19 protein-coding genes are annotated in these 25,433 nt (G+C 62.5%); 3 read left to right on the top strand and 16 right to left on the bottom strand.

The window, feature by feature from the left end; genetic code table 11:
• The 12 genes from ACIPZF_RS20020 to mtnA all read right to left on the bottom strand — a co-directional run bounded on the left by ACIPZF_RS20020 (position 1) and on the right by mtnA (position 16,989).
• A complete protein-coding gene (locus tag ACIPZF_RS20020) occupies positions 1-1,362 on the bottom strand; it encodes a phosphomannomutase (RefSeq protein WP_400802381.1) in 1,362 nt (453 codons plus the stop codon).
• A gap of 128 nt (positions 1,363-1,490) precedes the next feature.
• On the bottom strand, positions 1,491-2,933 hold the full coding sequence (locus tag ACIPZF_RS20025) for a mannose-1-phosphate guanylyltransferase/mannose-6-phosphate isomerase (protein WP_400802383.1): 1,443 nt from the start codon (positions 2,931-2,933) through the stop codon (positions 1,491-1,493).
• Between the two features lie 308 nt (positions 2,934-3,241).
• Positions 3,242-4,690, bottom strand: coding sequence for an MBL fold metallo-hydrolase RNA specificity domain-containing protein (locus tag ACIPZF_RS20030; RefSeq protein WP_400802384.1), 1,449 nt, complete (start codon positions 4,688-4,690; stop codon positions 3,242-3,244).
• 103 nt (positions 4,691-4,793) lie between these two features.
• Positions 4,794-5,057 (bottom strand): LapA family protein, encoded by a 264-nt coding sequence (locus ACIPZF_RS20035; protein ID WP_400802386.1) that lies wholly within the window; start codon positions 5,055-5,057, stop codon positions 4,794-4,796.
• A gap of 19 nt (positions 5,058-5,076) precedes the next feature.
• Complete coding sequence (ihfB, locus tag ACIPZF_RS20040; RefSeq protein ID WP_400802388.1) at positions 5,077-5,379, bottom strand: integration host factor subunit beta; 303 nt, start codon at positions 5,377-5,379, stop codon at positions 5,077-5,079.
• 280 nt (positions 5,380-5,659) lie between these two features.
• The gene (gene rpsA, locus ACIPZF_RS20045; RefSeq protein WP_400802390.1) at positions 5,660-7,336 is read right to left on the bottom strand and encodes a 30S ribosomal protein S1; all 1,677 of its coding nucleotides are present in this window, start codon (positions 7,334-7,336) and stop codon (positions 5,660-5,662) included.
• 124 nt (positions 7,337-7,460) lie between these two features.
• Positions 7,461-8,147 (bottom strand): (d)CMP kinase, encoded by a 687-nt coding sequence (gene cmk / locus ACIPZF_RS20050; RefSeq protein ID WP_400802392.1) that lies wholly within the window; start codon positions 8,145-8,147, stop codon positions 7,461-7,463.
• Positions 8,144-10,384 (bottom strand): bifunctional prephenate dehydrogenase/3-phosphoshikimate 1-carboxyvinyltransferase, encoded by a 2,241-nt coding sequence (locus tag ACIPZF_RS20055; protein WP_400802393.1) that lies wholly within the window; start codon positions 10,382-10,384, stop codon positions 8,144-8,146. Before ACIPZF_RS20055 ends, cmk begins: the two co-directional genes overlap by 4 nt.
• 156 nt (positions 10,385-10,540) lie before the next feature.
• Complete coding sequence (gene pheA / locus ACIPZF_RS20060) at positions 10,541-11,635, bottom strand: prephenate dehydratase (protein ID WP_400802394.1); 1,095 nt, start codon at positions 11,633-11,635, stop codon at positions 10,541-10,543.
• Positions 11,635-12,720 (bottom strand): 3-phosphoserine/phosphohydroxythreonine transaminase, encoded by a 1,086-nt coding sequence (gene serC / locus ACIPZF_RS20065; protein ID WP_400802396.1) that lies wholly within the window; start codon positions 12,718-12,720, stop codon positions 11,635-11,637. The genes pheA and serC overlap by 1 nt, the downstream gene beginning before the upstream one ends.
• Before the next feature lie 71 nt (positions 12,721-12,791).
• On the bottom strand, positions 12,792-15,554 hold the full coding sequence (gyrA, locus tag ACIPZF_RS20070) for a DNA gyrase subunit A (RefSeq protein WP_400802398.1): 2,763 nt from the start codon (positions 15,552-15,554) through the stop codon (positions 12,792-12,794).
• 358 nt (positions 15,555-15,912) lie between these two features.
• On the bottom strand, positions 15,913-16,989 hold the full coding sequence (gene mtnA, locus ACIPZF_RS20075) for an S-methyl-5-thioribose-1-phosphate isomerase (RefSeq protein ID WP_400802400.1): 1,077 nt from the start codon (positions 16,987-16,989) through the stop codon (positions 15,913-15,915).
• 109 nt (positions 16,990-17,098) lie between these two features.
• On the opposite strand from mtnA, the gene ubiG reads away from it, so the two are divergent.
• The 3 genes from ubiG to ACIPZF_RS20090 all read left to right on the top strand — a co-directional run bounded on the left by ubiG (position 17,099) and on the right by ACIPZF_RS20090 (position 19,360).
• Complete coding sequence (gene ubiG, locus ACIPZF_RS20080) at positions 17,099-17,797, top strand: bifunctional 2-polyprenyl-6-hydroxyphenol methylase/3-demethylubiquinol 3-O-methyltransferase UbiG (RefSeq protein WP_400802402.1); 699 nt, start codon at positions 17,099-17,101, stop codon at positions 17,795-17,797.
• Positions 17,798-17,799: 2 nt separating this feature from the next.
• The gene (mupP, locus tag ACIPZF_RS20085; RefSeq protein ID WP_400802404.1) at positions 17,800-18,471 is read left to right on the top strand and encodes an N-acetylmuramic acid 6-phosphate phosphatase MupP; all 672 of its coding nucleotides are present in this window, start codon (positions 17,800-17,802) and stop codon (positions 18,469-18,471) included.
• A 148-nt stretch (positions 18,472-18,619) separates the two neighbouring features.
• Positions 18,620-19,360, top strand: a complete 741-nt coding sequence (locus ACIPZF_RS20090; protein ID WP_400802406.1) for a YciK family oxidoreductase — start codon at positions 18,620-18,622, stop codon at positions 19,358-19,360.
• Positions 19,361-19,469: 109 nt separating this feature from the next.
• Here the strand turns inward: ACIPZF_RS20090 and ACIPZF_RS20095 are convergent, their stop codons facing one another.
• The 4 genes from ACIPZF_RS20095 to ACIPZF_RS20110 form a co-directional block, all read right to left on the bottom strand.
• A complete protein-coding gene (locus ACIPZF_RS20095) occupies positions 19,470-20,255 on the bottom strand; it encodes a TenA family transcriptional regulator (protein WP_400802408.1) in 786 nt (261 codons plus the stop codon).
• A 40-nt stretch (positions 20,256-20,295) separates the two neighbouring features.
• Positions 20,296-22,752 (bottom strand): EAL domain-containing protein, encoded by a 2,457-nt coding sequence (locus tag ACIPZF_RS20100; RefSeq protein ID WP_400802410.1) that lies wholly within the window; start codon positions 22,750-22,752, stop codon positions 20,296-20,298.
• A 221-nt stretch (positions 22,753-22,973) separates the two neighbouring features.
• A complete protein-coding gene (locus ACIPZF_RS20105; RefSeq protein WP_400802412.1) occupies positions 22,974-24,806 on the bottom strand; it encodes an ABC transporter ATP-binding protein in 1,833 nt (610 codons plus the stop codon).
• Positions 24,799-25,431, bottom strand: coding sequence for a DsbA family protein (locus ACIPZF_RS20110; protein ID WP_400802414.1), 633 nt, complete (start codon positions 25,429-25,431; stop codon positions 24,799-24,801). The genes ACIPZF_RS20105 and ACIPZF_RS20110 overlap by 8 nt, the downstream gene beginning before the upstream one ends.
• Between the last annotated feature and the right edge of the window lie 2 nt (positions 25,432-25,433).

The following is a 25,433-nucleotide window of genomic DNA, read 5'->3' on the forward strand; positions in this document are numbered from 1 at the left end:
TTATCCTTGAATCAGCTTGGCGATTTCAGCGACACGCTGCGCTACCAGCGCTTCATCGGCGCGGCTCTCGACGTTCAGGCGCAGCAACGGTTCGGTGTTCGACCCCCGCAGGCTGAAACGCCAGTCAGCGAATTCGACGCTGATACCATCCGTGCGGTCGACGCTCGGGTTGTGCGGCAGGTAGAAGGCAAGGATCTTCTCGATGGTACCCTTCACATCAGCCACTTCGTAGTTGATCTCGCCACTGCAAGGGAAGGCGGCAATTCGCTCGTCCACCAGCTGAGCAAGGCTCTTGCCGCTGACACTCATCAGCGCGGCAACCAACAGCCACGGAATATTCCCGCTGTCGCAATAGGCGAAGTCACGGAAGTAGTGGTGGGCGCTCATTTCGCCGCCATACACGGCATCTTCGGCGCGCATGCGCTCCTTGATGAACGCGTGGCCGGTTTTGCTCTGGATGGCCTGGCCGCCGGCGGCGCTGACTTGCTCGATGGTGTTCCAGGTCAGGCGCGGGTCATGGATGATCTTGCTGCCCGGGTGCTTGGCCAGCAGCATTTCGGCCAACAGGCCGACCACGTAGTAGCCCTCGATGAAGCGGCCCTGGTTGTCGAAGAAGAAGCAGCGGTCGAAGTCGCCATCGAAGGCGATGCCCATGTCGGCGCTGGTGTCGAGCACGGCCTGACGGGTCAGATCGCGGTTCTCTGGCAGCAGCGGGTTGGGAATGCCGTTGGGGAAGTTGCCATCGGGCTCGCCATTGATGATGGTGAGATCCAGCGGCAGGCGTGCCTTGAGCAGCTCCAGTACCGGGCCGACCGCGCCGTTGCCAGGGTCGGCCAGCACTTTCAGGGGCTTGAGGGCAGCCAGGTCGACGTAGGTGAGCAGGTGATCGATGTAGGCCGTCTTGTCGAACGCTTCACGCACGCTGCCCGGCGTGGCTGCTTCGGCACCCAGGTCACCGGCTTCGACGCGCTGACGGATGTCGTTCAGGCCAGTGTCGCCGCTGATCGGGCGCGACTGCTCGCGCACCAGCTTCATGCCGTTGTAACCCTTGGGGTTATGGCTGGCAGTCACCATGATGCCGCCGTCGGCCTGGTAATGGCTGGTGGCGAAGTAGACCTCTTCGGTACCGCACAGGCCGATGTCGATCACGTCGGCACCGCCCTCGGTGAGGCCCTTCATGAGGGCGCGGGACAGGCCTGGGCTTTCCAGGCGCATGTCGCGGCCGACCACGTAGGTACGCCCGCCCAATTGGGCCACCAGGGCGCGACCGATGCGGTAGGCAACGTCGTCGTTGAGGTCGGCGGGCACTTGGCCGCGGATGTCATAGGCTTTGAAGCAACGGGTCTGGATAGGTGCGTGCATACATCTCACTTGATACGACGCTGCGCGAGCAGCGGCCGATTTGCAGACGAGTTTTGGCTTTGGACTGCCAGCGGAGGCTGGCCCGGCACCTTGAAAGATGCTTGCGGGCCAGTGGGTAGGCCAGGATCTCAGGCGTTGCAGCGGCCGTATTTATCCTCGAAACGCACGATGTCGTCTTCGCCGAGGTAGTCGCCGCTCTGCACTTCGATCAGGACCAGGTCTATGACACCTGGATTTTCCAAACGATGCTTGTGGCCGGCACGAATGAAGGTGGATTCATTGGTGTTGAGCATCAGTTCCTGGTCATCGTTGACCACCACGGCCATGCCGCTGACCACGATCCAGTGCTCGCTGCGGTGATGATGCATCTGCAGCGACAGCGATGCCTTGGGCTTGACCACGATGCGCTTGATTTTGAAGCGCTCGCCCTCTTCCAGCGTGGTGTAAGTGCCCCAGGGACGGTGGACGGTCTGGTGCAGCAAGTGCGCGGAATGGCCATCGCTTTTCAAGCGCTTGACGATGTGCTTCACGTCCTGCGCGTGGTCCTTGTGGGCGATCAGCAGCGCATCGGGGGTGTCGACAACCAGCAGGTCCTGAACGCCAACCAGTGCAGCGAGGCGATCTTCGGTGCTGACGTAGTTGTTGGTGGCAGCGTAGGCCATCACTTCGCCTTCGAAGCGGTTACCGTTTTCGTCCGGTGGAGTCAGTTCACTGACAGCGTTCCACGAACCGATATCGCTCCAGCCGATGTCGCACGGAATGGTGGCGACCTTCTGCGACCGCTCCATGAGGGCGTAATCGATCGAGATGTCCGGGACAGTGGCGAAGCTGTCTGCGTCCAGTGCCAGGCAGCTGTAACCCTTGGAGGTGGAACGACGCGAGGCTTCGAGGGTTTTCGACACTGCATCGAGCACGTCCGGCGCATGCTCCTTGAACTCTTCGATGACGGCACCGACCTGGAAGCAGAACATGCCGGCATTCCAGAAGTAGTTGCCGGCCTTGACGTAAGTCTCTGCGGTTTTCAGGTCAGGCTTCTCGACGAAACGCTCGACCTTCAGGCCGCCTTCCAGTACGCCGCCAGCGGCGGCTTCGATATAGCCGAAGCCGGTTTCAGGGTACTGGGGCTTGATGCCAAAGGTTACCAGCCAACCTTGGGATGCAAGGTTCACGGCTTTGGTGACGGCTTCGCTGAAGGCGTCTTCGTTCTGGATCAGGTGGTCGGCTGCCAATACCAGCATGTGCGCTTGCGGGCCGTGAGACTGGTGCAACTGCAGCGCTGCAGCGGCGACGGCAGCGGCGGTGTTTCGGCCGAACGGCTCGAGAATGTAGCCTTGGGCGTGGCCCTGGGAATTGATCGTGCGGTATTCATCTTCGGTTTTGAACAGCAGCTCACGATTGGTAACGGTGAGTACTTCAACCACACCGTCCAGCCGGGCAGCACGCAGGAACGTCTTCTGAATGAGGTTCTGCCCGTCCGGCAAGGTCATGAACGGCTTGGGATGAGCCTCACGGGATACTGGCCACAGACGGCTGCCAACGCCACCGGAGAGGATTACCGGGATCAATTCCATATTCGAGTCCTTAACGGCCACTTGAGTTATAACCTCAGGGAACCTGCATGTGTCTTATTTCTGACCGCCGTCGCGATGGGCCGCAACGGCGCTAATTGTACGCGCCCAGCGTATTTTTCCCTGGCCATCCATAGGCTCAAGACGCAAGCATCGGCCTGTAGAATACCAGAGATTTTTCGTCGTAGCTCGCCTGCCAGCTGGCGAGCTACGGGACGTTCAGGACAAAATGGCAACGCCTGTAAAGCCCCTGAAACATGCCGAGGCGGGCATCAGACAACAATTGGCGTCAATGTTTCGTGAACGGCCAACTATTGCGCAATGGAAATACCCGGACGGACTTGCTCATTCGCGAACCGGCGCATCAATGCATCTGCCAACGCAAATTTCGCGCGTTTCTCCCCATGCACTAAAATGATCTTTTGCGGGACATACGGCATACCAGCAACATAATCGACGAGCCCCGCCTGATCAGCATGCCCTGAATAGCCGCCCAGGCTGATGACCTTCGCCCTGACCTCATGGAACTGCCCATCCAGGTCGACCTGAACGAAGCCTTGCGCGTTTTCACAGGCCTGAATCACCGCCCCTGGGGTTCCCTTCGCCTGGTAACCGACGAACATAACCTCATGGCGAGAATCGCCCAGCATCGCCTTGAGGTAGTTGACGATGCGTCCTCCCGAGCACATGCCATTACCGGCTATGACTATCGCCGGTCGGCCCGTGCTTTTGAGGTAGTTCACCACCTGCTGATGCCTGGCATGGGTATCCACACAAACCAGCTGACCAAAACCCAGTGGATCCCTGCCCTGCCCCAAACGCTCCCGGGCTTCACAGCGCCAGTACTCATGCAGATCGCGGTAAGCCTGGGTAACACGCTGAGCCAGCGGCGAGTCGAGGATGATGGGCAGGCGCGCCCAGTCCACCCCCAAGTCGAGGTCGCCCTGCTCTTTGCCATTGCTGTCATTCAGCAGGTTTTTGCGATGGAGGACATCTTCGATTTCGTACAGCAATTCCTGGGTACGGCCCAGGCTGAAGGCGGGAATGAGGAGGGTGCCATTGTCGGCCAGCGCACGATCGATGGCGGCCTCGAGCCGCAGCTGGCGATCAGTGCGATCAGGGTGCAGCCGGTCGCCATAGGTACTTTCCAGAATCAGCCAGTCGGCGCGCTCAGGCGAGCGTACAGCCCGTAGCAGCGGGTTGGAGGCAGGGCCGAGATCGCCGGAGAAGACAATCCGCTTGCTGGCCTGGACACCTGGATAACGCACGTCGCATTCGACATACGCCGAACCCAACAGGTGACCAGCCCTTTGCAAGCGTATGGAGCAGACCACACCCTCTTGTACGACCAACGGATGCCATTGCTCAAAAGGCAGCGCCACGATCAGCCGCCGCAGCAACGCCAGATAGCGATCGACTTGCACCGGGTCGGTACTGATGCCGAGCTTGTAGGCGTCTTCCAGAACAAGTGGCAGCAATCTGGCCGAAGGCTCGCTGCAGAAGATCGGCCCGCGATAACCGGCGGCGAGCAATGCCGGAATGCGCCCCACGTGATCCAGATGAACGTGGGTAACGATCAGCGCCTGAATATTCGTGACATCGAAACGGATCGGCGCAATTTCGCCATCCTGCTCAGCACCGGCGCCCTGCTCGAGCCCGCAGTCGATCAGCAAACTGTGAGAGGCATCGAGATGGAGCTGGTGACAGGAGCCGGTGACACCCCGAGCACCACCATGATGGGAAATCTTGGGAAAATCCATACCGCTGCACGCTCGCCTGCAATGACAAAATGAAGTGGGTATTACTCCACTTCAGCGGCCGCGCGCATAGGTGAACCTTTCCTATGGAAAGGTGGTGTTTTCATCAATTGCCGTTCAACACTGCCTGACGCGCCGAGGCGCGAATCTTGCGCTTGCTACGTTGTACGCCATAGGCGCCCAACAGAGGGCCAACCGCCAGCCCCACCACAAGCGCAGCCAACACAGGGACGGCCACCGGCACTTGCGGAGCTGACCAACCAAACAGCACCAGCGAAACAGCCTGCTGATTCTCCAGCACGAAAAACAGCACGACAGCCGCCAGCAGCAGCACGAACAACACCGCCAGGGCGCGCTTGAGATTACGCATCAGATTGCTCCTTCATCGCTCAGGGATGCTCGTGCTCGTGCTCTTCTTCATTGACCCGGTCACGCAGTTCTTTACCCGGCTTGAAATGCGGCACGAACTTGCCTTCGAGCTCCACCGACTGCCCGGTCTTAGGGTTGCGCCCCACCCGCGGCGCACGATAGTGCAAGGAAAAGCTGCCAAAACCACGGATCTCGATGCGATCGCCAGTGGCAAGGCATTGGGACATCTGTTCAAGCATGGTCTTGATGGCCAGCTCCACATCCTTGGACGAGAGCAGCCCTTGATGGGTGACAATACGTTCGATCAGCTCCGACTTCGTCATATTTTTCCCTTCGTTATCAAGCAGCTAGATCATTGCTTAATCAGTTTGTAGCACGCTCGGAGGGATTTGAACAGGGTGGTTCTTGACTTAATAAAAAAATTCAAGAATGAAATGAGAGCAAATGCGCCGTGCGGTGGCCGAGAAGCGCATGACGCACGGGGTCCGGTGGTTTTTGAATTGAGCGCCGCCCGCGCGGCGCTCGATTTCATTACCACCACAAAACTCAAGCGAAAAAAAAGGGCGACCCGAAGGCCGCCCCTTTTTACCGATCAACCAGAACTCAGTTCTGCTTGGCCATAGCTTCGCGCAGCAGCGCGGCCATGGTGGTGTCGGCAGCCGCTTCCGGAGCGTTTTTCAGGCTCTGGATGGCTTCACGCTCTTCAGCGTCGTCTTTCGACTTGATCGACAGGCTGATGACGCGCGATTTGCGGTCAACGCTGATGATCTTCGCTTCGATCTCTTCGCCTTCCTTCAGGACGTTACGCGCGTCTTCAACGCGGTCACGGCTGATTTCGGAAGCTTTCAGAGTGGCTTCGATGTCGTCGGCCAGAGTGACGATGGCGCCTTTGGCGTCAACTTCTTTCACGGTGCCACGGACGATAGCGCCCTTGTCATTGACAGCAACGAAGTTGGAGAACGGATCGTCTTCCAGCTGCTTGATGCCCAGGGAGATGCGCTCGCGCTCTGGGTCAACCGACAGGATGACGGTTTCCAGCTCGTCGCCCTTCTTGAAGCGACGCACGGCTTCTTCGCCGGTTTCGTTCCAGGAGATGTCGGACAGGTGAACCAGACCGTCGATGCCGCCGTCCAGGCCGATGAAGATACCGAAGTCGGTGATCGACTTGATGGTACCGGTGATCTTGTCACCCTTGTTGAACTGGCCGGAGAAGTCTTCCCATGGATTGGACTTGCACTGCTTGATGCCCAGGGAGATACGACGACGCTCTTCGTCGATGTCCAGAACCATGACTTCCACTTCGTCGCCAACCTGAACGACTTTCGACGGGTGGATGTTCTTGTTGGTCCAGTCCATTTCGGAAACGTGTACCAGACCTTCAACGCCTTCTTCCAGCTCAGCGAAGCAGCCGTAGTCGGTCAGGTTGGTAACGCGCGCTTGTACGCGAGTACCTTCTGGGTAACGGGCAGTGATAGCTACCCACGGATCTTCGCCCATCTGCTTCAGACCCAGCGAAACGCGGTTGCGCTCGCGGTCGAACTTCAGAACGCGTACGTCGACTTCGTCGCCAACGTTAACGATTTCCGATGGGTGCTTGATGCGCTTCCAAGCCATGTCGGTGATGTGCAGCAGGCCGTCGATGCCGCCCAGGTCCACGAATGCGCCGTAGTCGGTGAGGTTCTTGACGATACCTTTGACTTGCTGGCCTTCCTGCAGGGTTTCCAGCAGGGCTTCGCGCTCGGCGGAGTTCTCGGCTTCCAGCACGCTGCGACGCGAAACAACAACGTTGTTGCGCTTCTGGTCCAGCTTGATGACCTTGAATTCCAGCTCTTTGCCTTCGAGGTGGGTGGTGTCGCGCACTGGGCGGACATCAACCAGCGAACCTGGCAGGAACGCACGGATACCGTTAACGTCGACAGTGAAGCCGCCTTTAACCTTACCGTTGATAACGCCCTTGACCACTTCTTCGGCGGCGAAAGCTGCTTCCAGAACAATCCAGCACTCGGCGCGCTTGGCTTTTTCACGGGACAGTTTGGTTTCGCCAAAGCCGTCTTCGACCGCGTCCAGCGCAACGTGAACTTCGTCACCGACCTTGATGGTCAGCTCGCCAGCTTCGTTGTAGAACTGCTCGAGCGGGATGACGCCCTCGGACTTCAGGCCAGCGTGTACGGTAACCCAGTCGCCGTCGATGTCGACAACGATACCGGAGATGATCGCACCCGGCTGAAGATTGAGGGTTTTCAGGCTTTCTTCAAAGAGTTCTGCAAAGCTTTCGCTCATTTTAATTCCTGTAGATTCGGGCGAAACAGACGCCCATCGCCACATTCCAGACAATGTGGGTTTGTTTTAAGTAAAGGAAAGCCGGCAGGACGTTGACTGGTGCCCCTGCCTGCTTTCCTGGCTATCAGAGAAGATCGCGCTGGGCGAGCTCGCTCCTGATACGTTGCAACACCTGCTCGATGGACAACTCGGTGGAGTCCAGCTGAATGGCATCGGCCGCCGGCTTGAGCGGGGCCACTGCGCGCTGGGTGTCGCGCTCATCGCGCGCACGAATCTCATCTAGCAGACTCGACAGACTAACATCTTCGCCTTTGCCCTTCAACTGCAGGTAGCGGCGGCGGGCACGCTCCTCGGCGCTGGCGGTGAGGAAGACCTTCAGCGGCGCGTCCGGGAATACCACGGTGCCCATGTCGCGGCCATCGGCGATCAGCCCCGGCGCTTCGCGGAAGGCGCGCTGGCGCTGCAGCAGCGCTTCGCGCACCGCCGGCAAGGACGCGACCATCGACGCGCCGGCACCGACCGTCTCGGTGCGGATGACATTGCTGACATCCTCACCTTCGAGAATGATCTGTTGCAGCTTACCCGGCTCGGCGGCGATGAACTGCACATCCAGATGGGCGGCCAGGGCCTTGAGCAGCTCTTCGTTGGTCAGGTCGACGCCGTGATTGCTGGCGTTGAACGCCAGCAGGCGGTACAGCGCGCCGGAGTCCAGCAGCTTCCAGCCCAGCTCGCGGGCCAGCAGGCCGGCGACCGTGCCCTTGCCCGATCCGCTTGGGCCGTCGATGGTGATGACCGGCGCCTGCGCACTCACGACTTGCCCTCTTCTGCGACGCGAATACCCACTTCGGCGCACAGCTTTAGGAAGTTCGGGAACGAAGTCGCAACGTTGGCGCAATCATGGATACGGATCGGCGCACTGGCACGCAGCGAGGCGACACTGAAGGCCATGGCGATACGGTGGTCACCGTGACCATGCACTTCGCCGCCGCCGATCTGGCCGCCGTCGATGATGATGCCGTCCGGGGTCGGCTCGCACTTCACGCCCAAGGTGATCAGGCCGTCGGCCATGACCTGGATGCGGTCGGATTCCTTGACCCGCAGCTCTTCGGCACCACGCAGCACGGTGCGGCCCTCGGCGCAGGCCGCAGCCACGAACAGCACCGGGAACTCGTCGATGGCCAGCGGCACCAGCTCTTCGGGGATGTCGATACCCTTGAGCTTGGCGCCCCGCACACGCAGGTCGGCCACCGGCTCGCCGCCGACTTCACGCTGGTTTTCCAGGGTGATGTCGCCGCCCATCAGGCGCAGGATGTCGATGACACCGGTGCGGGTCGGGTTGATGCCGACATGCTCGAGGACCAGCTCGGAGCCTTCGGCGATCGACGCGGCCACCAGGAAGAATGCCGCAGACGAGATGTCCGCCGGCACTTCGATACGGGTCGCGATGAGCTTGCCACCGGACTGCAGCGAGGCAACCGGGCCATTCGACTCTACTGCGTAGCCGAAACCGCGCAGCATGCGTTCGGTGTGGTCGCGGGTCGGCGCAGGCTCGGTGACGGTGGTCTTGCCTTCGGCATACAGGCCAGCCAACAGCAGGCAGGATTTGACCTGGGCACTGGCCATCGGCAGGGTGTAGGTCAGCGCTTGGAGCTTGCTGCCGCCGCGAATGGTCAATGGCGGACGGCCGTCCGGGCCGGTCTCGACCACGGCGCCCATTTCCCGCAGCGGGTTGGCGACGCGGTTCATCGGGCGCTTGGACAGCGAGGCATCACCGGTCATGGTGACATCGAACGGCTGGCCGGCCAGCAAACCGGAAAGCAGGCGCATCGAGGTACCGGAGTTACCCACGTAGATCGGCCCAGGTGGCGGCTTGAGGCCGTGCAGGCCAACACCGTGAATGGTCACGCGGCCGTGGTTCGGGCCTTCGATGACCACACCCATGTCACGGAAAGCCTGCAGGGTCGCCAGGGCATCCTCACCTTCGAGGAAGCCTTCGACTTCGGTCGTGCCTTCAGCCAGCGAGCCGAGCATGATCGAACGGTGGGAAATCGACTTGTCGCCTGGAACGCGGATCCGTCCGGACACGCGGCCACCAGGTTGGGCCAGGAAAATCAGATCGTTGGCGTTCATAGCGTCCACATAGGCCCGGCGGGCCAGGATTTTACTGAAATGCTCGCGGGCTACCCGAGCGCGGGTGAATACACCCAGCAACTGGTGCCCATCCCCTGCATCGACCGCGTCGCGCAAGGCGTCGAGGTCGCTGCGAAATGTGTCCAAGGTGCGCAGGACAGCCTCGCGATTGGCGAGAAAGATGTCGTGCCACATGGTCGGGTCACTGCCGGCGATTCGGGTGAAATCGCGGAAACCACCCGCAGCGTACCGGAAGATCTCGAGGTTTTCATTGCGCTTGGCCAACGAATCGACCAAGCCGAAGGCGAGCAGGTGCGGCAGGTGACTGGTGGCCGCCAGCACTTCGTCGTGGCGCTCCACCGGCATGTGCTCGACATCGGCATCCAGCGCACGCCACAGGCGGTCGACCAGCGCCAAAGCGGCGGGGTCGGTTTCCGGTAGCGGCGTGAGGATGACTTTGTGCCGGCGGAACAGGGTAGCGTTGGAGGCCTCCACCCCGCTCTGCTCGGAGCCGGCGATCGGGTGGCCTGGCACAAAGTGGCGCAGGCGCTCGCCGAAGACTGCGCGCGCGGCACGCACCACGTTGCCTTTGGCGCTGCCGACGTCGGTGATGACGGCGTTGCCCAGGTCGAGCCCGGCAAGCAGTGAGAGAAGCTTTTCCATGGCCAGGATCGGCACGGCGAGCTGGATGACGTCGGCACCGAGGCATGCGGCGGCGAGGTCTTCTTCGCAGCGGTCGACCACGCCGAGGGCCACGGCCTGCTTGCGCGAAGACGCGTCCAGGTCGACGCCGACCACTTCGCGGCACAGGCCGCTTTCACGCAGGCCTTTGGCGAAGGAGCCGCCGATCAGGCCGAGGCCTACGACGACGAGGCGACCGATGATTGACGCGGGTTTGGTTGTTACGGCATTTACCACTGGTGCGAACCCTGTTCAGAAATCTTGGCAGTTCAGCTGGACCATTGGGGCGCCTTTGGCGCCCATCGCGGCTGAAGCCGCTCCTACAGCTATCGCGCAACCTGTAGGAGCGGTTTTAACCGCGATGGGCCGCACAGCGGCCCCAACAATCCCAATTCAAAGCACCGCCTTCGGATAAGACCCCAACACCTTGAGCCCCACAGCCTCCTGGCTGATCTGCTCCAGCACCGCCTTGATCAGTGGGTCGCGGTGGTGGCCGACGAAATCGATGAAGAACACATAGGTCCACTTGCCGCTGCGCGACGGACGGGTTTCGATGCGGGTCAGGTCGATACCGTTCTCATGGAACGGCACCAGCAACTCGTGCAAGGCACCCGGCTTGTTGCTCATCGAAACGATGATCGAAGTCTTGTCGTCACCGGTCGGCGGCACTTCCTGATTACCGATCATCAAAAAGCGCGTGGAGTTGTCCGGACGGTCTTCGATCTTCTCGGCCAGGCGGGTCAACCCATACAGGTTGGCCGCCATGTCGCCGGCGATCGCCGCCGAATTCCACTCGCCCTTGACCCGCTTGGCCGCCTCGGCATTGCTCGAAACCGCCACACGCTCGACGTTCGGGTAGTGCGCGTCCAGCCATTTGCGGCACTGGGCCAGGGACTGAGCGTGGGAGTAGATGCGGGTGATGCTGTCAGTCTTGGTGTTTTCGCCCACCAGCAGGTGGTGGTGGATGCGCAGCTCGACTTCGCCACAGATCACCATGTCGTGTTCGAGGAAGCTGTCCAGGGTATGGCTGACCGCGCCCTCGGTGGAGTTCTCCACCGGCACCACGCCGAAGTTGACGGCACCGGCCGCCACTTCGCGGAACACTTCATCGATGGCCGCCATCGGGCGGCTGATCACGGCATGGCCGAAGTGCTTCATCGCCGCCGCCTGGGTGAAGGTACCTTCCGGGCCCAGGTATGCGACTTTCAGCGGCTCTTCCAGGGCCAGGCAGGACGACATGATCTCGCGGAACAGCCGCGCCATCTCCTCGTTGCCCAGCGGCCCCTTGTTGCGCTCCATGACGCGCTTGAGCACGGCAGCTTCACGTTCGGGGCGGTAGAACACCGGCTTTTCGCCTTCGGCCAGCGTGGCGGTCTTGACCCTGGCCACTTCCTGGGCGCAGCGGGCGCGGTCGCTGATCAGCTCGAGGATCTTCTCGTCGAGGCTGTCGATGCGCACGCGCAGCGCTTTGAGCTCGTGTTCGGACATCAGCCGTGCTCCTTCTCGAATTCGGCCATGTAGGCGACCAGGGCTTCAACCGAATCCAGGCCCAGGGCGTTATAGATCGAGGCGCGCATGCCGCCTACCGAACGGTGGCCCTTGAGATTGAGCAGGCCGCGAGCATCGGCACCGGCGAGGAAGGCCTTGTCCAGGCGCTCGTCTGCCAGGCGGAACGGCACGTTCATCCACGAACGGGCGTTGTGGCTGATCGGGTTGGTGTAGAACTCGCTGGCGTCGATGAAGCCGTACAGGCGCTCCTTCTTGGCGCGGTTGCGCTGCTCCATGGCTTCGACGCCGCCCTGCTCCTTGAGCCACTCGAACACCAGACCGGAGAGGTACCAGGAATAGGTCGCCGGGGTGTTGTACATGGAGCCGTTGTCGGCCGAGACCTTGTAGTCGAGCATGGTCGGGCAGCTGCTGCGGGCGTGGCCCAGCAGGTCTTCACGGACGATCACCACCACCAGGCCGCTCGGGCCGATGTTCTTCTGCGCACCGGCATAGATCAGGCCGTACTGCGAGACGTCGATCGGGCGCGAGAGGATGTCGGACGACATGTCGACCACCAGCGGGACGTCACCGGTTTCTGGCACCCAGTCGAACTGCAGGCCGCCGATGGTTTCGTTGGATGCATAGTGGACGTAGGCCGCGTTCTTGCTCAGCTGCCACTCGTTCTGGCCAGGGATGGCCAGGTAGTCGTACGGTTTGGCGCTGGCGGCGACGTTGACGTTGCCGAAGCGGCGCGCTTCTTCGATCGCCTTTTTCGACCAGATGCCGGTCTCGATGTAGTCGGCGGTGCCGTTTTCCGGCAGCAGGTTCAGCGGAATCTCGGCGAACTGTTGGCTGGCGCCGCCCTGCAGAAACAGGATTTTATAGTTGGAGGGGACGGACAGCAGGTCACGCAGGTCCTGCTCGGCCTTTTCGGCGATGGCCACGTAATCGTCGCTGCGATGGCTCATTTCCATCACCGACAAACCCTTGCCGCGCCAGTCGAGCATCTCGGCCTGGGCACGCTGCAGGACAGCTTCAGGAAGCGCGGCAGGGCCTGCGCAGAAGTTAAAGGCTCGTTTGCTCACATCCACTCTCGCTCTGCTCTTATCAGTCAAACGGGGCGACCTTGGTCGCCCCGCTCGGGATTTACGCTTGCTTACTCCTGCGGGGCCTGTTCGGCATCCGCAGCTTCGTTATCCGGCGCGTCGGTCTCGACGCCCTCCTCGTCCGTCTCGATCACATCGTCGAGTTCTTCCTCGGAGGGCTCCTGGATCCGCTCCAGGCCAACCAACGTTTCATCCGCCGCCAGCTTGATCAGCGTCACGCCCTGGGTGTTTCGGCTGAGGCTGGACACCTCACCCACCCGCGTACGCACCAACGTGCCCTGGTCGGAGATCAGCATGATCTCTTCGCCTTCCTGCACCTGGATGGCGCCGATCAGCAGACCGTTGCGCCCCTTGGTGCCCATGGCGATCACGCCCTGGCCGCCACGGCCGCGACGCGGGAACTTGGACAGCGGGGTGCGCTTGCCGAAACCGCGCTCGGACGCCGTGAGGATCTGCGCGCCGGACTCTGGAATCAGCATCGAGATGATCTGCTGTCCCTTGCCCAGCTTCATGCCACGCACGCCACGGGCGGTACGGCCCATTTCACGCACAACGCTTTCAGCGAAGCGGATCACCTTGCCGGCGTCGGAGAACATCATGACTTCCTTGGCACCATCGGTGATGGCCGCGGCAATCAGGGTGTCGCCTTCTTTCAGCTTCAGGGCGATCAGGCCGTTGGAGCGCGGACGGGCGAACTGCACCAGCGGGGTCTTCTTGACCGTACCGGAAGCGGTGGCCATGAAGATGTACGCGCCGGTCGGCTCCGCCACCCACTCAGGGGTATCGCCGTCTTCTTCATCGACTTCTTCGACTTCGACCAGCTCGCCTTCGATCACGTTCTCATCGCCGTCCTCCAGCTCTTCGTCCGGATCGGCGCTCTGCTGCAGGGCCTCGAGGTCGATCTGCAGCATGGCGGTGATGCGCTCACCCTCCTCCAGCGGCAGCAGGTTGACCAGCGGGCGACCACGCGCGGCGCGGGAGGCTTCAGGAATCTCGTAGGTCTTCTTCCAGTACACCTTGCCCTTGCTGGAGAACAGCAGCAGGGTGGCGTGGCTGTTGGCGACCAGCAGGTGTTCGATGTAGTCCTCGTCCTTCACGCCGGTGGCCGACTTGCCTTTGCCGCCACGGCGCTGGGCCTGGTACGCGGACAACGGCTGGGTCTTGGCGTAGCCGCCGTGGGAAATGGTCACCACGCGCTCTTCTTCCGGGATCATGTCGCCGTAGTTGAGGTCGTGGCTGGCGTTGAGGATCTCGGTACGGCGGGCATCGCCATATTCGGCGCGGATCGCTTCGAGTTCTTCGCGGATCACTTCCATCAGGCGCTCGGCGCTGCTGAGGATGCGGATCAGTTCGCCGATCTGCTCCAGAATCTCCTGGTACTCGGCCAGCAGCTTCTCGTGCTCCAGGCCGGTCAGGCGGTGCAGGCGCAGGTCGAGAATCGCCTGGGCCTGTTCCGGCGACAGGAAATATTTGCCATCGCGCAGGCCGTACTGCTCAGGGAGGTCTTCAGGGCGGCAGGAATCGGCGCCGGCGCGCTCGACCATGACCTGCACGGCACTGGATTCCCAGGCGGTGGAAACCAACGCTTCCTTGGCCTCCGACGGCGTCGGCGAGGCCTTGATCATGGCGATGACCGGGTCGATGTTGGACAGCGCAACCGCCTGGCCTTCAAGGATGTGGCCGCGCTCGCGCGCCTTGCGCAGCTCGAACACGGTCCGGCGCGTCACCACTTCACGGCGGTGGCGGACGAACGCTTCGAGCAGGTCCTTGAGGTTGAGCAGGCGCGGGCGACCGTCGATCAGCGCCACCACGTTGATGCCGAACACGCTCTGCAGCTGGGTCTGCTGGTAGAGGTTGTTGAGCACCACCTCCGGCACCTCGCCGCGGCGCAGCTCGATAACGATGCGCATGCCGTCCTTGTCGGACTCGTCGCGCAGCTCGGTGATGCCTTCGATCTTCTTCTCTTTGACCAGCTCGGCGATCTTCTCGATCAGACGCGCCTTGTTCAGCTGATACGGCAGCTCGGTCACGACGATCTGCTGGCGGCCACCGACCTTGTCGATGTCTTCGATCTCGGAGCGCGCACGCATGTAGATGCGGCCACGGCCGGTGCGGTACGCCTCGATGATGCCCTGGCGGCCATTGATGATACCGGCAGTCGGGAAGTCCGGGCCCGGGATGAACTGCATCAGCTCATCGATGGTGACTTCCGGGTTGTCGATCAGCGCCAGGCAACCGTCGATGACTTCACCAAGGTTGTGTGGCGGGATGTTGGTCGCCATGCCCACGGCGATGCCGCTGGAACCGTTGACCAGCAGGTTGGGAATACGGGTCGGCATGACCGCCGGGATCTGCTCGGTGCCGTCGTAGTTGGGCACCCAGTCGACGGTTTCTTTGTGCAGGTCGGCGAGCAGCTCGTGGGCCAGCTTGGACATGCGCACTTCGGTGTATCGCATGGCCGCAGCATTGTCGCCGTCGACCGAACCGAAGTTGCCCTGGCCGTCGACCAGCAGGTAGCGCAGCGAGAACGGCTGGGCCATACGCACGATGGTGTCGTAGACCGCAGTGTCGCCGTGCGGGTGGTACTTACCGATCACGTCACCGACCACACGGGCGGATTTCTTGTACGGCTTGTTCCAGTCGTTGCCCAGTTCGCTCATCGCATAGAGAACGCGACGATGCACGGGCTTCAAGCCGTCACGCGCATCGGGCAGCGCTCGCCCGACAATCACGCTCATCGCGTAGTCGAGGTAAGACTGTCTCAGTTCGTCTTCGATATTGACCGGGAGGATTTCTTTGGCCAGTTCGCCCATGAGAAGCCTGATTCCTTTTTCTGGTGAAACTTCGCAGCTCCATCAAGGGCCGAACGAAGCTCGCCGCCGCAGCGCATAGGGGTGCGACGACTTACGACAAATCAATGAGTTGTGCCATGGATCTGCGCAAAATTGGCCGCCGTGATGGGCGGTCTTGGAAACTGCCGGATGTTACCACAAAGGCGGGGCGGTGGGGAGAGCGGGGAAGTGGCTTCAACACCTATGATTCTTGATTCTCTACTGCCTGTACTGGCCTCTTCGCGGGCAAGCCCGCTCCCACAGGTTCTCCACAATTACCGAGACCTGTGATGTCCCTGTGGGAGCGGGCTTGCCCGCGAAGAGGCCGGCACAGACAGAATCAATGCAACCGCTTGCGACACATCAATTGCGCCAACTTGGCGGTATCCGGGCGCTCGACGATGCCGCGCTCGGTCACGATCACGTCGATCAGGTCGGCGGGGGTCACATCGAATACCGGGTTGAACACCTCGACATCCGGCGCCACGCGGGTGCCGGCGTAATCGAGCAGTTCGTCGGCGTCGCGCTCCTCCAGCGGAATGTCTTCGCCCGTGGCCAGGTTCAGATCGATGCTGGTGCTCGGCGCCACCACCATGAAGCGCACGCCGTGATGCATGGCGCTGACGGCCAGCTGATAGGTGCCGATTTTGCCAGCCATGTCACCGTTGGCGGCGATGCAGTCGGCGCCCACCACCACCCAGGTAATGCCCTTGCTCTTCATCAGGTGGGCCAGCGCCGAGTCGGCGCACAGGGTCACCGGGATGCCTTCGTTGGCCAGCTCCCAGGCGGTCAGGCGCGACCCTTGCAACCAGGGGCGAGTCTCCCCGGCGTAGACGCGCTCGACCATGCCTTCGAGGAAACCCGCCCGGATCACCCCCAACGCCGTGCCGAAGCCGCCACTGGCCAGGGCGCCGGCATTGCCGTAGGTCAAAAGGGTCTGCGCATTGCCCTGGTGGCGGCGGATCAGCTCGATGCCGTGCTGGGCCATGGTCAGGTTGGCCTCGCGGTCGCTGTCGTGAATGGCGATGGCTTCCGCTTCCAGCAGCGCCAGCACGTCCTCGTCGGGGCGCACGCGATGCAGGCGCTCGCGCATGCGGTTGAGGGCCCAGAACAGGTTGGCTGCGGTCGGGCGCGCCTCAGCCAGGCTGAGAAAGTCTTCCTCCAGGTCCATTTCCCAGTCGCCACCTTCGGCCAGGCGATCCTCAAGGGCCAGCACCAGGCCATAGGCCGCCGCGATACCGATGGCCGCCGCGCCACGCACGGCCATGTCGCGAATCGCCGCCACCACCTGCGCGACATTGTCGCAGGCCAGCCAGCGTTCTTCCGATGGCAGCAGGCGCTGGTCGAGCAGGTGCAGGGCGCCGCGGTGCCAGCGGATGCCGGTCACCTTCTCCGCCGCCAAAAGTTGCTCGCGCATTGCCTCTCCCCGTCGTTCGGATATAAAAGCCGGCGATTATAGCGACCATCAGCCTTGGGCGCTCGGGTATACTCCGGCGCAATTCGTACAAGTTTCAGAGGACTGTTCAATGAGCAACGTCGACCACGCCGAAATCGCCAAGTTTGAAGCCTTGGCGCACCGCTGGTGGGACCGCGAGAGCGAGTTCAAGCCGCTGCACGATATCAATCCGCTGCGCGTCAACTGGATCGACGAGCGCGTCGGCCTGGCGGGCAAGAAAGTGCTGGATGTAGGCTGCGGCGGCGGCATCCTCAGCGAGGCGATGGCCCTGCGTGGCGCCACCGTCACCGGTATCGACATGGGCGAGGCGCCATTGGCCGTGGCCCAGCTGCACCAGTTGGAATCCGGCGTGCAGGTAGAGTACCGGCAGATCACCGCCGAGGCCCTGGCCGAGGAAATGCCCGAGCAGTTCGACGTGGTCACCTGCCTTGAGATGCTCGAACACGTGCCTGATCCGTCCTCGGTCATCCGTGCCTGCTACCGCATGGTCAAGCCGGGCGGCCAGGTGTTCTTCTCGACCATCAACCGCAACCCCAAGGCCTACCTGCTGGCCATCGTCGGCGCCGAATACATCCTCAAGATGCTGCCGCGCGGCACCCACGACTTCAAGAAATTCATCCGCCCTTCCGAACTGGGCGCCTGGAGCCGCACCGCCGGCCTTGAGGTCAAGGACATCATCGGCCTGACCTACAACCCGCTGACCAAGCACTACAAGCTCAGCAGCGATGTGGACGTCAACTACATGATCCAGACTCTGCGCGAGGAATGAGCATGCGTTTGCGAGCAGTACTCTTCGACATGGACGGCACCCTGCTCGACACGGCGCCGGACTTCATCGCCATCTGCCAGGCCATGCTCGCCGAGCGCGGCCTGCCGGCCATCGACGACACGCTGATCCGCGACGTGGTTTCCGGTGGTGCGCGGGCGATGGTCGCCGCGACCTTCGCCATGAGTCCGGACGCCGAGGGCTTCGAGGCCCTGCGCCTGGAATTCCTGGAGCGCTACCAGCGTGACTGTGCGGTGCACAGCAAGCTGTTCGACGGCATGGCCGAACTGCTCGCCGACATCGAGAAAGGCAACCTGCTGTGGGGCGTGGTGACCAACAAGCCGGTGCGCTTCGCGGAGCCGATCATGCAGCGCCTGGGCCTGGCCGAGCGTTCGGCGCTGCTGATCTGCCCGGACCATGTGAAGAACAGCAAGCCTGACCCCGAGCCGCTGATTCTCGCCTGCAAAACGCTGGACCTGGACCCGGCCAGCGTGCTGTTCGTCGGCGACGACCTGCGCGACATCGAGTCGGGCCGCGATGCCGGCACCCGCACGGCGGCCGTGCGCTACGGCTATATTCATCCAGAGGACAACCCGAACAACTGGGGCGCCGATGTGGTGGTGGACCACCCGCTGGAACTGCGCAAGGTGATCGACAGCGCCCTGTGCGGCTGCTGAGCCATGACGACTGACCACCGAACCCTGTGGGAGCGGGCTTGCCCCGCGAACACGGGCGCAGCCCGTGCCATCCACCGTATCGCCTGCTTCGCGGGGCAAGCCCGCTCCCACAAGGATTGGTGCACCCAATGAACAAGGGAAAAAACTGATGTTCGACTACACCGCCCGCCCCGACCTGCTCAAGGGCCGCGTCATTCTGGTCACCGGTGCCGGCCGCGGCATCGGCGCTGCCGCCGCCAAGGCCTACGCCGCACTGGGCGCCACCGTGCTGCTGCTGGGCAAGACCGAAGCCAACCTGAACGAGGTCTACGATGAAATCGAGGCCGCCGGCCACCCGCAACCGGTGGTGATCCCGTTCAACCTGGAAACCGCCCTGCCCCACCAGTACGATGAACTGGCGGTGATGGTCGAGGAACAGTTCGGCCGCCTCGACGGGCTGCTCAACAATGCCTCGATCATCGGCCCGCGCACGCCGCTGGAGCAGCTCTCGGGCGACAATTTCATGCGCGTGATGCACATCAACGTCGATGCCACGTTCATGCTCACCAGTACGCTGCTGCCGCTGCTCAAGCTGTCGGAGGACGCTTCGGTGGTGTTTACCTCCAGCAGCGTGGGGCGCAAGGGCCGGGCTTACTGGGGGGCTTACGGGGTGTCGAAGTTCGCCACCGAGGGGCTGATGCAGACCCTTGCCGATGAGCTGGAAGGCGTTGCGCCGGTGCGTTCCAACAGCATCAACCCGGGCGCTACTCGCACGGCGATGCGGGCGCAGGCTTATCCGAGCGAGAACCCGCAGAACAACCCGCTGCCGGAGGAGATCATGCCGGTGTACCTGTATTTGATGGGGCCGGACAGTGCTGGGGTGAATGGGCAGGCCTTTAACGCCCAATAATTGCCGGGGTGTTTGTACCGGCCTCTTCGCGGGCAAGCCCGCTCCCACAGATACCGAGGTGCTCGCAATCCTGTGGGAGCGGGCTTGCCCGCGAAGAGGCCGGAACTGCCTAACCCGCAGCCAACGCCGGGCGCACACGCCCCTGCTGCCGCCCCTCCATCTGCATGCACCGCTCCAGGAACAGGTACATGCAGTCATAGCTCTTGCAGATCGCCCTGCGCAATTCGTTGCGCAACCCCAGGGTCGGGTTCTCACCGGCCAGCGTGCAGATAATCTCCAACGCTTCCCACGGGTGCGCATCGTCATACTGCGCGTGCATCTTCAGCCACTTCATGGCGCGCTTGCGCTGATCTTCCGGGAAACCCATGGCATAGGTGTCTTCGGCGCAAACCACCGCCGACCACTCCCCGGTCGCCCCTTCGATGGCGTAGTTGGTAGCCGCCATGGCGATCGCCAGCGATTCGGTGGTGCACACCCGCCAGCACCAGTCGTTGAGCCCGTTGAGCTCCGCCGGCACCTCCTGGGACTGCAGCTCGTGCAGATGAATGCCATGGGCGTGGCACCAGTGCACCCAATAGTCGGCGTGGTTGAGCTCGACGCGGATATTGCGCATCAGCCAGCGCCGCGCCATGTCTTCGCCGGGGTGGCGGGCGAAGCGGGTCTTGGTCAGGTTGTGCGCCATGTACAGCGAGAACTGCTCGACCACTGGCCAGCCGCCGATCAGGTACTGACGAATGGTCGTCTGTCGCAGTTGGCCGTCGCGCAAGCGCTGGTAGAACTCATGCTCCACCACCCGGCGCTTGCTCTCGCGGCAGTCCTCGATCAGTTGCTGAGCCCACAGGGGGTAACTGGCGGGGTCCATCAATGGCCCGATACGAACGAATGCATCAATCACGATTCAGCTCCTTGATCCTTGTGATTTTGCCGACGCTTGTTCAGCGAAAGGTTCCAGGCGCCCGATGCAACAGGGGCCGTGCAGCAATCCGTTGGCGCTGCAGACTGTCGCAGGTGAATACCTGCGGTCGTTCGATCAGATAGCCCTGGGCGTAATCCACGCCGATCTCCTGCAAGGCCTGCTCGATCAACGGAGTTTCCACAAACTCGGCGATGGTCCGCTTACCCATCACATGGCCGATGTGGTTGATCACCTCGACCATGGCCCGGTTGACCGGATCATCAAGCATATCTTTGACAAAACTTCCGTCGATCTTCAAGAAGTCGACGGGTAAATGTTTCAAATAAGCGAATGACGACATTCCGGCACAAAAGTCATCCAACGAGAACTTGCAGCCCAGCCCTTTCAATTCATTGATGAAGCGGATGGCACTGCCCAGGTTGGCGATGGCGATGGTTTCGGTGATCTCGAAGCAGATCAGCCGCGGCGGGATGGAATATTCGACGAACAGTCGTTGCAGATAGTCGAGAAACTTGTCGTCACCGATGCTCGACCCCGACAAATTGATCGCGCACATCGACAGCGGGCCCTCGCGCTCCTCATCGAGGCATTGGCGAATGACCTGGAACACGTTGCGCACCACCCAACGGTCAAGGGCGGTCATCAGGCCATAGCGCTCGGCGGCGGGAATGAAACTGTCGGGCAGGATGGTGCGGCCACCTTCGTCGTGCAGGCGCAGCAGGATTTCGATATGGCCTGGCCCGTCGATGGCCGTGAGGGGGGCGATCTCCTGGGCGTACAGGCAGAAGCGGTTTTCTTCCAGCGCCACGTGCAGGCGCTGGATCCAGGCCATTTCGCCGAAGCGCATCGACAATTCGCTGTCGTCGGCGTGGTAGACCTGCACGCGGTTGCGGCCTTTTTCCTTGGCCATGTAGCACGCCATGTCGGCTGCGCGAAGGGATGCCTCCAGAGTAGACGGGGCCTGAGCCATGTTCACCAGGCCGATACTGACGGTAGTCACGAACGGCCTGCCCTTCCACACGAAGTGCAGGCTCTGTACCGCTTGGCGCAGGCTCTCGGCTATGCGCTCGGCCTGGTCGGGTGGGCAATTTTCAAGAAGTACGCCGAATTCGTCGCCGCCCAGGCGCGCCAAGGTGTCGCCTTCACGCAAGCCTGACTGCAACACAGCGCAGATGTGCCGCAGCAGCTCGTCGCCAGCGGCGTGGCCGCAGGTGTCGTTGACCAGCTTGAACTGGTCGAGGTCAAGGAACATCAACGCGTGCCGACCCGCCTGGCGCACCAGGCCATTGAGCGCCTGCTCCAGGCGATACTCGAACTCTCGGCGGTTGGCCAGGCCGGTCAGGGCGTCGTGGGTAGCCTGCCAGGACAGATTGGCGATGTACTGGCGTTCCTGGGTCATGTCGTGCAGCACCAGGACGATGCCGGCCATCTGGCCGTCGTTGATGATCGGCGAACCCACCAGGTTGATCGACACCGTGCTGCCGTCCAGGCGCTGGATCAACCGCGCATGCTCGGCGCCACCCTTGAGGCTACCGCTGAGCACTTGTTCGAGGACGGTGCCATCCTCGTTCTCAGCCTGCTCATCGACCAGGCTGAACAGCGCCGTCAACGGCAGCCCCTGGGCCTGGCCGGCCTGCCAGTGGGTCAGCTGCTCGGCGGCCGGGTTCATGTAGGCGATGCAGCCATCGACATCGGTGGTGATCACCGCATCGCCAATGGCCTGCAGAGTAATCTGCGCACGCTCTTTCTCCTCCTGAAGGGCGCTGGCGAACGCTTGGCGCTGGGCCAGCAACTTGCTTGAACGATGCCAGGCGAAGGCGATGAGAAACAGCGCGGTCAGCAGATTGGTGATCATCAGCACCCGCAGCAGCATTCGCGAACCTTCGCCCAGGGCATCGCTGAACGCCTTGGCCGCCGGCGTCACGCCTTCGTTGATGGCAACGATGCGCGCCCGCCATTCGCTGACCTGGCGAGGCCCGACCTGGCCTTTGGCAAAACCATCACGCATGTCATTGGCAAGTACATCCAACTGGGCGAGGTAATCGTCGCCGATGTTCCAGTAGGCGATTGCCGTCTGCATGTAGCTGATCTGGCGGAAGTTGCGATAGAACCAGATGATCCGATCGACGTCGTTCGGGTGGTTGCCCCCTTGCAGCACGGCTTGGCGCGCCGCCTCAAGGTCCGGATCGGGCTGGTCCAGCACTTCCCGCAGCTGGTGGTCGCCCTGGGGCACGCTGATCACCTGGCGATAACGCTGGTAGGCGCTGTCATCGCCGCTGTCGGCATACAGGTTGAGGTAGTAGATGGCGTCTTTCTGCGCCTTGGACCAGAGGCTTTCGCCCGCGACATAGGCGCGAACGGCCGACAGCGCATAAAGGCTGAGGCTGCCCAACAAGACCTGGAAGATGACAACGGCGATGAAGGGCCAGATGATACCCAGCAACCTTGGCGCCTCTAGCGTGCGATTTCCCTTCATGAAGTCCCTGTCACAGAGCAGATAAGGCTCGAATCAACCCAGACAAGCACAGCGTAGGCCATTTGCCATCTGCATGGAGGGATTTTTATGACGCAAGATCCGCGCTGAATGCTTCGCGGGGCAAGCCCGCTCCCACAGGTATTTCACTGCATTGAATTCAGTGAAATACCTGTGGGAGCGGGCTTGCCCCGCGAATGGACCGCCCAATCTAGAAAACAGCGTCAGGTCTGCTGCAAATGCCCATACAACTTGGCATACAAGCCCCCGTCGGCAATCAGCTGCTGGTGGTCGCCGTCCTCGGCCACATGCCCGCCATCGAACACCAGCACCCGGTCGGCCTGCTTAACGGCAGACAGGCGGTGAGCGATGATCAGCGTGGTGCGGCCACTGAGAAAGCGCGCCAACGCCTGGTGCAGGTTGTACTCGGTGGCGGCGTCCAGCGCCGAGGTGGCCTCGTCGAGGATCACCACCTTGGGCTCTGCCAGGACCATGCGGGCAATCGCCAGGCGCTGGCGCTGGCCACCGGACAGGCGCACACCGGAGCGGCCGACCACGCTGTCCAGCCCTTGCGGCAAGGCGGCGATGGTCGCGTCCAGCTGGGCGATGCGCAGCGCCTGCCAGCAGGCCTCGTCGGTGCAATCGCGGCCCATGGTCAGGTTGGCGCGCACCGTGTCGTTGAACAGCGAGGGGTGCTGCAGCACCACGGCGACGTTTTCGCGCAAAGTCTCCAGGCCGATTTCCTGCAGGCTGGCGCCGCCAAAACGGATGGTCCCGGCCTGGGCGCTGTAGAGGCCCAGCAGCAACTGCACCAGGGTGCTCTTGCCGCCGCCGCTGGCGCCGACGATGGCGACCTTCTCGCCGGGCGCGATGGACAGGTCGAGGTGCTCGAGCACCGGCTCGTCGTTGTAGGCGAAGCGCAGGTCGCGCACCTCGATGCCCACCGTTTCGCGACCCGTGAACGGATCGCTGGCGGCCGGGTACTGCGGCTCGTCATCACGCGCCAGCAACTCGTTGAGCCGGCTCAGCGCGCCACCGGCGGCGTAGTAGGCGTATTGCAGGTTGAGCAGCTGCTCCACCGGCCCGATCATGAACCACAGGTAGCTGAACACCGCCAGCATCTGCCCGATGGACAGATCGGAGAACAGCACCGTGAGCATCGCCGCGGCACGGAAGATATCGATGCCGAACTGGAACAACAAGCCACTGGCGCGGCCACTGGCGTCGCTTTTCCACTGCGAATCCACGGCGTAGTCGCGCACTTCACGGGCACGCATGCCCAGGCGGCCGAGGAAATAACCCTGGCGATTGCCGGCGCGGATTTCCTGGATGGCATCAAGGGTTTCCGCCAGCGCCTGGGTGAAGCGCGAGGTGCTGTCGTTTTCGAGTTTCTTGAGGTGCTTGACGCGCTTGCCCAGCTGCACGGTGAAGTAGATCACCAGCGGGTTGAACAGCAGGATCAGCAAGGCCAGCTGCCAGTGCATCCAGATCAGGATCGCCGCCGTGCCGGTCAGGGTCAGCATGGCCACCAGGAAGCGGCTGAGGGTCTCGCCGACGAACTTGTCGAGGGTGTCCAGGTCGGTGACCAGGTGCGTGGTCACGGTGCCACTGCCGAGGTTTTCGTATTCCTTGAGCGAGATGCGCTTGAGCCGCTCGATCAGACGAATGCGCAGGCGGTAGACGATGTCCTTGGCCAGGCCCGCGAACAGCTTGGCCTGGACCACGTTGAACCCCAGCGCGAACAGGCGCAGGCACAGCGTGACCACCAGCATCAGGCCGATGTAACCCGCTGCCACCTGCCAGCCGCTGGGCAGCAGATGGTTCATGAACTTGAGCGCCGCATCGCCATGGCCAAGCAGCACTTCGTCGACCAGCAGCGGCAGCAGCAAGGGGATCGGCACGCTGCAGCAGGCTGCAAGCACGGCGATCAGGTTGGCGGTCCAGAGGTTTTTCTTGTGGTGCAGCGCCAGGCGGCGGATTTCCGCCCAGCTCAGGCGATCAGGCACAGCAGCAGGCTTCCCTGGCACAGGGTCGGGCGACCCTGGCAGGTCAAGCACAGACGGCCTGCTGCAGCCAGCGGCCAAGCAAGGGTTGCAGGCTGTCCAGCGGCTGGTAGCCATTGGTCAACAGCGCCAGCTGGCCGTTGCGCTCGGCCAGCAGGGTCGGGAAGCCGGCGATGCCCAGGCCCTGCACCCAGCTGAAATCGGCGGCCGTGGCGGCGCGGGTTTCGGCACGGGTGAAGGCGTCGGCAAAGGCAGGGCGATCGAAGCCGGCCTGCTCCGCCAGCTCGACCAACTGCGGTGCGGTGGTGACGTCCACGCCCTGGGCGTAGAACGAACCCTGGATCAGCTTGAGCAGCGGCCATACGCGCTCGGCATCCAGCTCGCGGGCGGTGACCAGCGCTCGGCAGGCAGGCTCGGTGTCGTAGACGAAGCCGTCAGGCATTGCCCCCTCGAAACGGAACGGCTGACCGGTGGCCTCGGCCACCGCCTGCCAATGTTCGAGGATGTACTTGCGGGTCGAGGCATCCAGCGCGCTGCCGCCGCTGCGCAGGCCACCCGGCACCAGCCGCGTGGCCACGCCCGCTTCACGCGCCTGGGCGATCAGGGCCTCGGCCACCGGCGCGAAACCCCAGCACCAGGAGCACATCGGGTCCATCACATAAAGCAGGCGAGCAGTCATGC

Source organism: Pseudomonas sp. NPDC089752 (assembly GCF_044748725.1).
Classification (GTDB): Bacteria; Pseudomonadota; Gammaproteobacteria; order Pseudomonadales; family Pseudomonadaceae; genus Aquipseudomonas.

Coding starts and splice junctions, on each gene's coding strand:
- ACIPZF_RS20020 (WP_400802381.1), bottom strand. CDS start 1,362: ATGCACGCACCTATCCAGACCCGTTGCTTCAAAGCCTATGACATCCGC.
- ACIPZF_RS20025 (WP_400802383.1), bottom strand. CDS start 2,933: ATGGAATTGATCCCGGTAATCCTCTCCGGTGGCGTTGGCAGCCGTCTG.
- ACIPZF_RS20030 (WP_400802384.1), bottom strand. CDS start 4,690: ATGGATTTTCCCAAGATTTCCCATCATGGTGGTGCTCGGGGTGTCACC.
- ACIPZF_RS20035 (WP_400802386.1), bottom strand. CDS start 5,057: ATGCGTAATCTCAAGCGCGCCCTGGCGGTGTTGTTCGTGCTGCTGCTG.
- ihfB (WP_400802388.1), bottom strand. CDS start 5,379: ATGACGAAGTCGGAGCTGATCGAACGTATTGTCACCCATCAAGGGCTG.
- rpsA (WP_400802390.1), bottom strand. CDS start 7,336: ATGAGCGAAAGCTTTGCAGAACTCTTTGAAGAAAGCCTGAAAACCCTC.
- pheA (WP_400802394.1), bottom strand. CDS start 11,635: ATGTCCGAACACGAGCTCAAAGCGCTGCGCGTGCGCATCGACAGCCTC.
- gyrA (WP_400802398.1), bottom strand. CDS start 15,554: ATGGGCGAACTGGCCAAAGAAATCCTCCCGGTCAATATCGAAGACGAA.
- mtnA (WP_400802400.1), bottom strand. CDS start 16,989: ATGCGCGAGCAACTTTTGGCGGCGGAGAAGGTGACCGGCATCCGCTGG.
- ubiG (WP_400802402.1), top strand. CDS start 17,099: ATGAGCAACGTCGACCACGCCGAAATCGCCAAGTTTGAAGCCTTGGCG.
- mupP (WP_400802404.1), top strand. CDS start 17,800: ATGCGTTTGCGAGCAGTACTCTTCGACATGGACGGCACCCTGCTCGAC.
- ACIPZF_RS20090 (WP_400802406.1), top strand. CDS start 18,620: ATGTTCGACTACACCGCCCGCCCCGACCTGCTCAAGGGCCGCGTCATT.
- ACIPZF_RS20100 (WP_400802410.1), bottom strand. CDS start 22,752: ATGAAGGGAAATCGCACGCTAGAGGCGCCAAGGTTGCTGGGTATCATC.
- ACIPZF_RS20110 (WP_400802414.1), bottom strand. CDS start 25,431: ATGACTGCTCGCCTGCTTTATGTGATGGACCCGATGTGCTCCTGGTGC.